10 protein-coding genes and 1 tRNA gene are annotated in these 12,365 nt (G+C 63.1%); 6 read left to right on the top strand and 5 right to left on the bottom strand.

From position 1 onward, the window contains the following. The first annotated feature begins 88 nt into the window (after nt 1-88). Nucleotides 89-1,042, top strand: coding sequence for an IS481 family transposase (locus AXW67_RS12130; protein ID WP_063675718.1), 954 nt, complete (start codon nt 89-91; stop codon nt 1,040-1,042). A 98-nt stretch (nt 1,043-1,140) separates the two neighbouring features. Here the strand turns inward: AXW67_RS12130 and AXW67_RS12125 are convergent, their stop codons facing one another. Continuing rightward, the gene (locus AXW67_RS12125; protein WP_063678068.1) at nt 1,141-1,989 is read right to left on the bottom strand and encodes an MBL fold metallo-hydrolase; all 849 of its coding nucleotides are present in this window, start codon (nt 1,987-1,989) and stop codon (nt 1,141-1,143) included. 132 nt (nt 1,990-2,121) lie between these two features. Between AXW67_RS12125 and AXW67_RS12120 the strand changes: the two genes are divergently transcribed. Next, nucleotides 2,122-2,598, top strand: coding sequence for a DUF3775 domain-containing protein (locus tag AXW67_RS12120; protein ID WP_063678067.1), 477 nt, complete (start codon nt 2,122-2,124; stop codon nt 2,596-2,598). 189 nt (nt 2,599-2,787) lie between these two features. Here the strand turns inward: AXW67_RS12120 and AXW67_RS12115 are convergent, their stop codons facing one another. Both AXW67_RS12115 and AXW67_RS12110 read right to left on the bottom strand, forming a co-directional pair. Beyond that, nucleotides 2,788-3,570, bottom strand: a complete 783-nt coding sequence (locus AXW67_RS12115; protein ID WP_027555603.1) for an SDR family oxidoreductase — start codon at nt 3,568-3,570, stop codon at nt 2,788-2,790. 127 nt (nt 3,571-3,697) lie between these two features. After that, complete coding sequence (locus tag AXW67_RS12110; protein ID WP_063678066.1) at nt 3,698-4,210, bottom strand: CvpA family protein; 513 nt, start codon at nt 4,208-4,210, stop codon at nt 3,698-3,700. Between the two features lie 131 nt (nt 4,211-4,341). On the opposite strand from AXW67_RS12110, the gene AXW67_RS12105 reads away from it, so the two are divergent. Then, nucleotides 4,342-5,103 carry an SDR family NAD(P)-dependent oxidoreductase gene (locus tag AXW67_RS12105; protein WP_063678065.1) on the top strand — a complete coding sequence of 254 codons (762 nt, stop codon included), beginning with the start codon at nt 4,342-4,344 and terminating at the stop codon, nt 5,101-5,103. 171 nt (nt 5,104-5,274) lie between these two features. On the opposite strand, the gene AXW67_RS12100 is transcribed toward AXW67_RS12105, so the two are convergent. Together AXW67_RS12100 and AXW67_RS12095 are read right to left on the bottom strand one after the other, a co-directional pair. Further along, nucleotides 5,275-6,873: a GMC family oxidoreductase gene (locus AXW67_RS12100; RefSeq protein WP_063678069.1), complete on the bottom strand. Its 1,599-nt coding sequence runs from the start codon at nt 6,871-6,873 to the stop codon at nt 5,275-5,277. Nucleotides 6,874-7,017: 144 nt separating this feature from the next. Then, nucleotides 7,018-8,451 carry a coniferyl aldehyde dehydrogenase gene (locus AXW67_RS12095; protein WP_063678064.1) on the bottom strand — a complete coding sequence of 478 codons (1,434 nt, stop codon included), beginning with the start codon at nt 8,449-8,451 and terminating at the stop codon, nt 7,018-7,020. A 310-nt stretch (nt 8,452-8,761) separates the two neighbouring features. Between AXW67_RS12095 and AXW67_RS12090 the strand changes: the two genes are divergently transcribed. From AXW67_RS12090 to AXW67_RS12080, 3 genes are all read left to right on the top strand, one after another. After that, nucleotides 8,762-8,838: transfer RNA gene (locus tag AXW67_RS12090), tRNA-Met, on the top strand. Between the two features lie 303 nt (nt 8,839-9,141). Beyond that, complete coding sequence (locus AXW67_RS12085; protein ID WP_145927566.1) at nt 9,142-11,046, top strand: outer membrane protein; 1,905 nt, start codon at nt 9,142-9,144, stop codon at nt 11,044-11,046. Between the two features lie 52 nt (nt 11,047-11,098). Then, on the top strand, nt 11,099-12,133 hold the full coding sequence (locus tag AXW67_RS12080; RefSeq protein WP_063676386.1) for an IS110 family RNA-guided transposase: 1,035 nt from the start codon (nt 11,099-11,101) through the stop codon (nt 12,131-12,133). Nucleotides 12,134-12,365 lie beyond the last annotated feature (232 nt).

Here is a 12,365-nt window from a genome sequence, read left to right as displayed (position 1 = left end):
TAGCTTTGGTGTCTCAGGAGGTTGTCCATCTGGTCTGAACCGAGGAAGCTGAGGTTGCGAAGCTTCAACGTTTCCACGGAGAGACCAGATGAACGTCCACAAGAATGCGCCTTTGACGCCCACAGGTCGAGAGGCGATGGTGCGAGGCGTGGTCGAGGACGGACTGAGCCAGGCTGCCGCGGCTGACCAGTTCAACACGACACCGAAAACGGTAGCCAAATGGGTCGAGCGGTTCCGCGCAGCAGGTGTCGAGGGATTGCGTGATCGTTCCTCCAGACCCCTTTCATCGCCAAGCCAAACCCCGCGGGCCACGTGCGAGGCCGTCGAGGCGTTGCGCCGGCAGCGCCACACCGGCAAGCAGATCGCAGCCGAGGTTGGGCTGTCACGGGCCACCGTCAGCCGCATACTCCGCCGCCTGGGATTAAGCCGGACACGCGATCTGGAGCCGGCCGAGCCGGTGCGCCGCTACGAGCGCGAGCAGCCCGGCGAGCTGATCCATATCGACATCAAGAAGCTCGGCAGGTTCGTCAGACCCGGCCACCGCATCACGCACGATCGTCAGAAGGGTGAAAGCCGCGGCGCCGGCCACGAGTTCGTCCACGTGGCGATCGACGATGCATCGCGCCTGGCCTTCTCCCAGATCCGGCGTGATCAGAAAAAGGAAAGTGCCATCGCCTTCCTCAGGGAAGCCGTCGCTTACTACCGCAGCCTCGGTATGAAGGTCACCGGCATCATGACCGACAATGGCTCTTGCTACCGTGCCAAGGCCTTCGCCAGAGCGTGCGGGAAGCTCGGCCTCAGGCACATCTTCACCAGACCATATCGGCCCCAAACAAACGGCAAGGCCGAACGCTTCATCCAGACAGCGCTGCGCGAGTGGGCTTACGCTCGCTCCTACGACACCTCAGACCAGCGCGCCAAAAACCTGCCAATCTGGCTTCAGCACTACAACTGGCATCGCCCACACGGTAGTTTGCAAGCCAAACCACCCATCAGCCGCCTCCGTCTCCCGGAGGACGACCTGTTGAGATTCCACAGTTAGCGAAGCGTAACCCACCTTTTTCGCTTCCGTGGAGGCAGACAGTGGTGGGTTACGCCAGCGGACTGCGCTTCGCGCAGCCGCAGGGCTAACCCACCCTACTATTGGAGCGTCTCGAACCTGAACGCGTCTCCCTCGCGCCTGATATGTCCGGCTGAAAAGTGCCCGCCGATCACCAGCGTCGGCGTGTCGGCGAACCGCTTGAACAATTCACGCCGCGTCGCGGCCGACTGCTTCTGGTTTGAATCCGCGGTCGAGGACCAGTCGAGATGCGCCATCTGGCAGGGATGATGGGCGACGTCGCCGGTGAGCAGGCCCTGTTCGCCTTCGGACCGGATCAGAATGCTCATATGGCCGGGGCTGTGACCGGGGGTCGGGATCATGCTGATCTCCTCGCAGAGCCGGTGGTCGCTCGCGATCAGCTCGGCGCGATCGGCATCGACGATCGGCTTCACGGAATCCTCGAACACCGCCTGCTTGTCCGGCTCGGTCGAGTGGTCACGCCAGTGCTCATATTCGGTCCTGCCGAACAAATAACGTGCTTTTGGAAATGTCGGCACCCATTTGCCGCCAGCGAGCTTCGTATTCCAGCCGACATGATCGACATGAAGATGCGTGCACAGCACGATGTCGATGCTTTCAGGCGCAAATCCCGCCGCCGTCATCGTCTCCAGGAACGGGCTCGTGCGATTGTTCCAGGTCGGCACGTTGCGGCCCTGCTTGTCGTTGCCGAGGCCGGTGTCGACGACGATCCGCTGAGAAGGCGTCTCCACCACCAGCGAATGGATGGACATCTTCAGCCGGCCCTCGTCGGTGGCGAAATGCGGGATCAGCCAGGGGAGCTTGCGGATTTCGTCGTTGCTCGCCAGCGGCAGGATGAAGCGGGTCGAGCCGACCGTCTCCAATTCCACGACCTTGGTGATTTTGACCCTGCCGACCTTCCACTCCATCTGGCGTATCCCCATGTTCGTGCACGCGCCCGTTCCAGGGCGCTTTGCGCCGAGATTGCGGATTTCAGCCGTCGGGCGCAATGGATCATCCGATGCGATGCGGCGTTATCGCGGGAACCTGAGGAGGGAGCGATGCCAGAGCTTGCAATTTCCGCCGAAAAAGTCGCCTTCATCATCGAGAAGGCGCGCGAATTCGATGTCAAGGAATTGGACTCCGATCCGGATTCCGGCTCGAACCCCACCGATGACGATGCGGTCGATGTGCTGGAAGATGACGGCTCCGATCCCGTCGGCGCCGAGCTCGGCAGCTTCATCGCCGCGTTGAACGAGGACGAGCAGGTCGACCTCGTTGCGCTGACCTGGCTCGGGCGTGGCGACGGCGCGATCGAGGACTGGGACGATCTGCGGACGCGCGCCGTGGAGGCGCGCGGTGAGTATCGCAAGCCGCGGCACGAGACGGTGCAATATCTGCTCGGCGAGCCGATGCTGGGTGACTTGTTGGCGGACGGGCTCGACGCGTTCGGCATCGACTGGACCGACGAGCGCCTCACCGCCGACTCCTCCGACCCCAGCGAGCGGGACGAAGACGAGCCGACGAAGCAGCGGTGAGTTGCCTGTTCGTTGCGCGCCGCTTCCCGCGAGCGGCGATCGGATGTACGAGTTTGCAAAAGGCCGCCATGCCCGGGCTTGTCCCGGGCATCCACCTTCTTCGTACCGTGCGGCACGGCGTGGATGGCCGGGACAAGCCCGGCCATGCGATGTGGCTGTAGCCCTACCCCAAGTGGGAGTGGCCGGCGCCTACAGCGTGCCCGGGAAGGCGCCGCCATCGAGCAGGATGTTCTGGCCGGTGATGAAGCCGGCCTTGTCGCCGCAGAGAAAGGCACAGGCATAGCCGAACTCGTCGGGATGGCCGAAGCGGCCGGCGGGGTTGAGCTTGGCGCGCTCGGCCAGCAACTGGTCCGGCGTGATGCCGCGCTTGTCGGCCTCGGCCTTGGCAGTGCCGCGCAGGCGGTCGGTCTCGAACGGGCCCGGCAAGAGGCCGTTGATGGTGACATTGTTGATCACGGTCTTGCGCGACAGGCCGGCGATGAAGCCGGTGAGGCCGGCGCGCGCGCCGTTGGAGAGGCCGAGGATGTCGATCGGCGCCTTCACGGCGGCCGAAGTGATGTTGACGATGCGGCCGAACTTGCGCGCCATCATGCCGTCGACGGTGGCCTTGATCAGCTCGATCGGGGTCAGCATGTTGGCGTCGATCGCCTTAATCCAGTCGTCGCGTGTCCAGTTGCGGAAATCGCCGGGCGGCGGGCCGCCGGCATTGTTGATCAGGATGTCCGGATCGGGGCAGGCCTTCAGCACGGCCTCGCGCCCCGCGGGGGTCGTGATGTCGCCGACGATCTCGGTGACCGTCACGCCCGGATGGGCCGCTCGGATTTCGTCGGCCGTCTTCTTCAAGGCTTCGGCGCCGCGCGCAGTCAGCGTGACGTGCACGCCGGCGTCGGCAAGCGCGATGGCGCAGGCACGTCCCAGGCCCTTGCTGGATGCGCAGACGATGGCGCGGCGACCTTTGATCCCAAGATCCACTGTTTCACTCCCGTAATGTCAGGCAGGTTTTGGATGAGGCACATTAGCCAACCTCGGCGCCGCTGATAAGGGACGGGCTCGCATCAAAACGCATGGCGCGGCCGCACGGCGATGCAAATGCGCCTGATCAGATCCGCCGTTCCTGCTTGAGGCGGTCGATCGCGGCCGCGGCCTCCGGCGGCAGCGACTTGAAGCCCATCTGTCCGACCACCGACAGAAGCGGCCGCAGTCGCGAGCCGGCGAGGAACGGCGGCTGGTGGTTTGTCGGCACGACCTGATCGAAGACCAGCACCAGCGTGGTGGCGACGAGGCCGACCCTGATGGCACCGAGCGCGGCGCCGCCGAGGCGATCACCGATGCCGGCTTCGCCGATCGTGTCGTTGAGTGCGACGCGGCCGATATGTCCGAACAGCATGCCGACGATCAGGAAGATGCCGAAGAACCAGATCCAGTTCTGCAGCAGTGGCGCATTCGGATTGACGGCTGTCTGCGGCGCGATCAGCGGCATCAGCGCGATTGCGATGGGAGCGGCCAGGAGATAGGCGAGAATGGTCATGGCGCTGCGCAAGAGGCCGGTCCTGAAACCGAAACCGATCGCAAGTGCCAGCGCGGCGTAGACGGCGAGATCGAAGCTGTTCATGAGAGCCCTGCCTTCATGGAACGAATGAACGCCGAACCGATCATTCCGGTTTCAGATCGCTAAAATCGTCTGTATTGGTGGTTCCAAAAGGCTCAGGGAAACCGCCTAAAGAAATCGCCCAGGGAATCGTCATGTCAGGCCTATTCGACGTCAGTAAAGAAACCATCCTCGTCACTGGCGCGAGCCAGGGGCTGGGGCGACAATTTGCCCGGGTACTGGCGGCGCATGGCGCAGCCGTTGCGCTCGCCGCGCGGCAGACCGGCAAGCTGAAGAGCCTGGAAGAGGAGATCCGCGGCAAGGGCGGTCGCGCGGTCGCGATCGCGCTCGACGTCACCGACATCGCTTCGATCGCTGGGGCCGTCGATGCCGCGGAGGCGGCGCTCGGTCCCGTCACCGTGCTGATCAACAATGCCGGCATCGCGATCGAGAAGCTCGCGACCGAGCAGACCGAGTCCGACTGGGATGCGGTGATCGGTGCCAATCTCAAGGGCGCCTATTTCCTCGCGACCGAAGTCGCGCGGCGCATGATCGCGCGCAAGCAGTCAGGCAACATCGTCAACATCGCCTCCGTGCTCGGCACCGGCGTTCTGAAGGCGGTCTCGCCCTACGCGATCTCCAAGGCCGGCATCATCCAGGCAACGAAGGCGATGGCGCTCGAACTCGCCGGCCAGAACATCCGCATCAACGCGCTGGCGCCCGGCTATATCGACACCGAGATGAACCACGATTTCTGGTCGACGCCTGCGGGGGAACGATTGGCAAAGCGCATCCCGCAACGCCGCGTCGGCGCCGAGTCCGATCTCGACGGCGCGATCCTGCTGCTGGCGTCGAAGGCGTCGCGGTACATGACGGGGAGCGTGGTGACGGTGGATGGCGGGTTCCTGCTGAATTGAGTTTATTCCTCTCCCTCGTCATTCCGGGCGATGCGAAGCATCGAGCCCGGAATCCATTTCGCTACCAGTGTTGCGGATGAATGGATTCCAGGCTCGCGCTACACGCGCCCCGGAATGACGAGCGGAGAGTTCCCCTCATTCCGACCCTCTCCCTGCACGCAGGGAGAAGAACTACCTCACCTCCGCCCGGATCATGTCCGCCGCTTTCTCCCCGATCATGATCGTCGGTGCATTAGTGTTGCCGCCGATCAGCGTCGGCATGATCGAGGCGTCGACGACGCGCAGGGCCTCGACCCCATGTACCTTCAGCTTCGGATCGACCACGGCCATGGCATCAAGGCCCATCTTGCAGGTGCCGACGGGGTGATAGACGGTATCGACGCGCTCGCGCAGCAGCGCGCGGATGTCGTCGTCGGTGGTCACGCCGGCGGTGAACATGTCCTTCTTTTGCAGCGCGCGCAGCGCCGGCGTCTCCATCAATCGTCGTGTGGTCTTGAAGCCCGCGACCATCGCCTCGAGATCATCGTTCTCACCAAGAAAGTTCGGATCGATCAGCGGCGCCTGCATCGGATCGTTGCTGGCGAGCGCGACGCTGCCGCGGCTCTTCGGCCTGAGCAGGCAGACATGGCAGGAGAAGCCGGCGCCGCCGTGGCGCTTGCGGCCGTGGTCGTCGACCATGGCCATGCCGAAATGCAGCTGGATGTCGGGAATGTCGAGATCGGGCCGCGTCTTCAGGAAGCCGCCGCATTCGGCGAAGTTTGAGGTGAGGGGGCCGCGGCGCTCCCTGCGATACTGCAGGATGGCGCGGACGAGGCGCGGCATGCCTTTGAGCGAGAGGCCGGCGAAGTTCGGATTGTCGGACATGTAGCCGAAGATGAAATCAGGGTGATCCTGCAAATTCTGTCCGACGCCCGGCACATGATGTCGGCTTTCAATGCCATGCTTGCCGAGCGCAGCCGCGTCGCCAACGCCCGACAGCATCAGGAGCTGCGGCGACTGAAACGCGCCGGCGGCCAGGATCACCTCGCGTCGCGCGCGGAGCTGCTTCAGCTCCTGGCCCTGCCGGTACGCGACGCCGATCGCGCGCTTGCCTTCGAACAGGATGCGGGTGGCATGCGCCTGCGTCTCGACGCGCAGATTCGCGCGCTTGTTCATGTGCGGATGGACATAGGCGCGCGCCGCGCTCCAGCGCTCGCCATTCTTCTGCGTCACCTGGTAGATGCCGAGGCCTTCATGATCTTCGGCATTGAAATCCTCACGGATCCGGAATTGGGCTTCCTGCGCCGCCTGCAGGAAGATCTGCTGGACCGGATTGCCGGAGCGTAAGCGGTTGACGGCGAGCGGACCGTCCTTGCCGTGATATTCGCCGTCGAAATCGGCGTTGTTCTCAGAGCGTTTGAAATAGGGCAGCACGTCGGCATAAGCCCAGCCGGTGTTGCCGAGCGCAGCCCAGTGGTCGTAGTCGGCGCGATGGCCGCGGATATAGACCATGGCGTTGATCGCGGAGGAGCCGCCCAGCCCCTTGCCGCGCGGCTGATAGCCGATGCGGCCGTTCAGCCCCTTCTGCGGCACGGTGTTGAAGGCCCAATTGTTGACGTTGCCCGCCACCATCAGCACCAGCGCGCCCGGCGTGGTCACGACCCAGTTGTCGCAGGCACCCCCGGCATCGAGCAGTGCCACGGATGTAGCCGCATCCTCCGACAGTCGCCCTGCCACCGTGCAGCCGCCCGAGCCCGCGCCGACGACCACGAAATCGAATATGTCAGTCAAGGTGTTTCCCCCCTGCATTTTCTTCTCGTCATTCCGGGGCGCGCGTAGCGCGAGCCCGGAATCCATTCATCCGCGTCACCGGTGGCGAAATGGATTCCGGGCTCGCCTCTTCGAGGCGCCCCGGAACGACGGTTTGGCGACGATCTACGACATGAACCGCATCATCTTCTCCAGCCGCGCGATCTTGCCGCCATAGGGCGGGTAGAGGTCGGCGAGCCGGTTGAATTTCGAGCGATAGAACACCGGCTTCAGCTTGCTGAACGTGCGAAAGCCCCATTCGCCGTGATAGGCGCCGGTGCCGGATGCGCCGACGCCGCCCATCGGCTGGTTCACTTGCGTGAAGTGGAACAGGCAGTCGTTAACGGTGACGCCGCCGGAGACGGTGCGCGACAGCACCTCGTCGCGGGCAGCGCGGTCCTTGCCGAACCAATAGAGCGCGAGCGGTCGGTCGCGCCGGTTGACGAAAGCAATCGCCTCCGCCCGATCGCGATAGCCCAGCACCGGCAGCACGGGACCAAAGATCTCCTCCTGCATCACCGCCATATTCTCGGTCGCGCCGGCGATCAGCGTCGGCGGGAATTTGCGATGCGCCTTCCAGTTGGGATCGTCGGGCTTTGCCGGCTGCAGGATTTTCGCGCCGCGGCTGGCAGCATCGGCCACGAGGCCCTCCAGCCGCGCATAATGCCGGTCGGAGATAACAGCGGTGTAGTCCTTGTTGGCGGGATCGGTGCCGAACATGCGTCGCATCTGCGCGCGCACCTTCTCGGCGAAGGACTGTACGGAGTTCTCCGGCACCAGCGCGTAATCCGGCGCGATGCAGGTCTGCCCGGCATTGAGTAGCTTGCCGTAGGCGATGCGCTCGGCCGCCTCGTCGAGGTCGGCTGAGGCGTCGATGATCGCCGGCGACTTGCCGCCGAGCTCGAGCGTCACCGGCGTCAGGTTGCGGCCCGCGGCCTCGGCGACCAGCCGGCCGACCCGGGTCGAGCCGGTGAACACCAGATGATCAAACGGCAGCGTCGCGAAGGCCTTTGCCACCTCGTCCTCGATGCCGGTGACCAGCAACTCGGTGGCGTCGAATTTCTGCGCGACCGTTTCCTTCAGCAGCGCGGAGAAGTGCGGCACCAGCTCGCTCGGCTTGATGATGATTCGGTTGCCGGCGGCGATCGCGCCGATCGCAGGCGCGAGCGTGAGCTGCAGCGGATAATTCCAGGGCGCGATGATGCCGACGACGCCGAGCGGCTGCGGGATCAGCCGGTTGCGCGCGGGGAGGAATTGCAGCGCGGTCGCCACGCGCTGCGGCGCCATCCAGCCCTTCAGGTGTTTTGTGGCGTGCCGGATCTCGGAGAACACCAGCAGCGTCTCGGCGATGGTGGTCTCCACCGCCGAGCGGTGGCCGAAATCGGCCGAGATCGCCTGCCGGAAGCGTTCTTCGTTCTCAGTGACGACAGTGCGCAGGCGGGCCAGCCGGTCGAGCCGCTCGGCGCAGTCGGGCGCCGGTTCAGTCCGCGACCGCGCGACCATGGCGTGGAAGGCATCCTCCAGCGCCGCCAGCGGGGCGCTCGTCAGGGATCGGTCCATGGCGTTTCCCCTCAAAATGGCGTCTCCCCATAATCTTGTTGCCGCAAGCTGGCGCTTTGCGGAACTTCTGGCAAGAGTTTGGCAAACGGGCCCGAATTCAGCCGGTTGGGCTGTCATAAAGTCGAAAAAAACGTGGCCGCGGGCCTTTCCAAAGCCGGTCCGGGTTGATACATACCCCCTCGCACCCGACGGGCTTCGCCCCGGGTTGCCTTCCAAGGAAGTCTTTGGGACGCGAGAGCAAGCCACGCGAACAGCGCCGGCCCTCCATCCATCGTCCCCGGCATTTTGATGAAGGCGTGCAACGGTTTAACGCGGGGTGGAGCAGCCCGGTAGCTCGTCAGGCTCATAACCTGAAGGTCATAGGTTCAAATCCTATCCCCGCAACCAAGTTGATCAGAAAAACCCGGCAATCACGCGATTGCCGGGTTTTTTTGTTCTTGGCGCTGACGCCAATCGCGAAGCGCGAGAGAACGATTGTCGCGCGCCTCGACCGTCAATTCAGCCTTTGATCGCCAATTATCGCGCCGCCGGGATGCGGCTCGCTATGCGCCCTCCGTCGTCTGGGTCCAGGGATCTGGCGCTGCGATCTGGTTGCATTCTCAGCGGTGTGTCAGCGCTGCAATAGCCTGAACAGTGCGGGTTCCGTACGATTGGAAATTGCAATATCGCATTGTTCAATTCGGAAACGCCATGAGAACTCCGCTGGTCGCCTTAGCTGTCCTCCTCGCCAGTAGCGTCGCAGGCTCCGCGGCCGATCTCGCCCCGGTCTACACAAAGGCTCCGGCGGCAGTCTACAATTGGACGGGCTTCTACATCGGCGGCAATCTCGGTGGCGGCATGGCTTCGTCGCACTTCGACGATCCCTGCTTTTATTGCAGCAACGCCACACCGACGGCCGGCTTTTTCACGGGCGGTGCGCAGGTCGGTTACAACTATCAAATTGGGAGCGGTCTGGTCGGCATCGAAGCCGACGTAAATGGCAATAGCAATTTCAAGAGCTCCATCCTTGGCGGCGATAACGCGACCTCGATGACCATTACGACCAAGGCGGACGTCAGCGGAACGATCCGCGCCCGCGCCGGCGTGGTCGTCAACAATGCGCTGATTTACGCAACCGGCGGTGCCGCCTGGGCCGACGTCAAGCAGACCGGCATCGATCTCGACAATCGCATTGGCCCGACCTTGGGCAGCCCCACCGGATATACCGCCAACCGCGGCGGCGTTCTCTGGGGCGGCGTGATCGGAGCGGGTGTTGAATTCGCGCTCGGCAACAATTGGATCCTCGGCGGTGAATTCCTGCACACGATGTACAAGGACCGTGCCGCGAACATTCTGTCTCCTGCGGGCGGCAATGGCTGTGTCGCGGCCTTCTTCCTGAACAACGTGCCTCAGTCGACATGTGTCATTCGCGACCAACTCACGACTGACGTCGCACGCATCAGGCTGAGCTACAAATTTGGCGATCCCGTCCCGTCTTCGGCCGGCGCTGCTCTGGCCTATGCCAATTCCGGAGGCGTCGCCCCGCTCTATGCAAAGGCCCCGGCGGTGGCTTCGATCTATAGCTGGACTGGTTTCTACATCGGCGGCAACGCCGGCGGAGGCATGGCTTCGTCCCACTTCGATGATCCCTGCGTCTATTGCTCATCCGCGACGCCTACTTCTGGCTTTTTCACAGGCGGCGGACAGATCGGCTACAACTATCAATTCGGCAGCGGCCTGGTCGGTATCGAAGCCGACGTGAACGGCAACAGCAGTTTCAAGGATTCCGTCCTCGGCGGCGATTTCAGATCAGCGCTGGCTGTTGCCACCAAAGCAGATGTCAGCGGGACCATCCGGGGCCGCGCCGGTCTGGTCGTCAACAACGCCCTGGTCTACGTGACCGGTGGCGCTGCCTGGGCGGATGTCAAACAGACGGGGGTCGAATTCAACAATCTCGCCTCCAGCCCGACCTTCGGTGCACCCACAGGGTTTACCGCCAATCGCAGCGGCGTGCTCTGGGGCGGTGTGGTTGGCGCGGGCGTGGAGTTCGCCCTGGCCTCGAATTGGATCGTGGGTGGCGAATTCCTTCATACGATGTATGAAGATCGCAGTGCCAATATTGTCGGCGTCAGCGGTTTGTCGGCTTGCGCCAACCCGGCCAATTGCGTCATTCGCAACCAACTGACGACTGACGTCGCGCGTCTCAGGTTGAACTACAAGTTTGGTGGGGCGCCGTCGGACGCGCTGGCCTATGCCGCGCCAGCCTATACGAAAGCTGCGCCGCTCGCTGTGGCCTACAATTGGAGCGGCTTCTATGTCGGCGGCAATGCGGGCGGCGGGTTGGCTTCATCCCATTTCGACGACCCCTGTCTTTATTGCTCGTCGACGACGCCCACGGGCGGCTTTTTCACCGGCGGTGGGCAGATCGGCTACAACTATCAATTCGGTCGTGGCTTGGTCGGCATCGAAGCCGACGTGAACGGCAACAGCAAGTTCAAGGATTCCGTCCTCGGCGGCACTTTCAACCAGGCGATGACCGTCTCCGCAAAAGATGGGGTAATCGGCCGGCCCAGCTTGTGGATAGCTGAATATTTAAGGTGCTGCGCTTCAGGCTGATGGTGAAAACGAGGTCCGTGGTGACGGCCTCAAGCATCAGGAGAAGCGCAGCATGGACCATTTTGCCGGACTGGACGTATCGGTCAAGGAGACGAGTGTCTGCATTTTGGATGATACGGGCAAGATCTTGAAGGAAGTGAAGGTGGCGAGTGAGCCCCAAGCGCTTCTGAAGGTTCTGGGGAATCCCGCCTACCGCTTCAAGCGGATCGGACTGGAAGCCGGGCCGTTATCGCAATGGCTGTTCAGCGCTCTCGCCGAAGCCGAGTTACCAGTGATCTGTGTGGAGACTCGGCACATGCAGGCGGTGCTGAAGGCGCAGATCAACAAGACCGACCGCAATGACGCGCGCGGCATCGCTCAGATGATGCGGGTGGGAGTGTATCGCCCGGTGCATGTGAAGACGCTACGCAGCCAGAAACTGCGTATGCTGCTAACCCATCGCAAGCTATTGCAGTCGAAGGCCATCGCCATCGAGAACGATCTGCGAGGGACTTTGCGTAACTTCGGCCTCAAGGTGGGCATAGTCGGAATGGTGAGGTTCGAGGCCCGCATCCAGGAGCTTGTCGAGACTATTCCCGACTTGGCGATCCTGGTGGAACCGCTGCTCGTCGTGCGGCGGGCGCTACGCGAACAGATCATCATCCTGCACCGCCGCTTGCTGGCCATCGTGCGCGACGACGAGGTGTGCCGGCGCCTGATGACGACCCCCGGTGTCGGCCCGGTGGTGGCGCTGACCTATCGCGCGACCGTCGATGTGCCAGCCCGATTCCGAAAATCCAAGTCGGTCGGGGCAGTGTTTGGGCTGACGAGCTCCAGATATCAATCAGGCGAGATCGATTGGAGCGGCAGGATATCGCGCTGCGGGGATGAGATGATGCGGGTGATGCTCTACGAAGCAGCGCAGAGCATGTTGCATTCGAAGAAATGGTCCTGGCTCAAGGCCTGGGCCATGCAGATCGCCAGGCGTCGCGGAATGAAGAAGGCGATCGTGGCCCTGGCCCGTCGGCTGGCCGTCATCATGCACCGCATATGGGTCGATGGCACCGAGTTCCGGTGGACCCGGGAGCCAACCGCGACAGCAGCATGAAAACCGTTCAGGATCAAAGCCGATAGGAGGAAACTCGAGATCCACCCAGCAGTGGAAAGATGTCCCTCGCGGGACGATGGATGAGGTGAGTTCGCATGTCCGCTTGAACCTGTCGTTCAAACTAACGACAAGGCCGCGCAAAAGATTGTTCTACTTCGTCCTCGAATCCCATGATGGAAGGGCCCTGGTGCCGATTCCGAAGAGAAGCGCGAGCCCGTGAGCGACATCGACA

It is taken from the genome of Bradyrhizobium neotropicale, assembly GCF_001641695.1.
GTDB classification, from domain to species: Bacteria; Pseudomonadota; Alphaproteobacteria; order Rhizobiales; family Xanthobacteraceae; genus Bradyrhizobium; species Bradyrhizobium neotropicale.
This window is presented reverse-complemented; position numbering and strand designations above follow the sequence as displayed.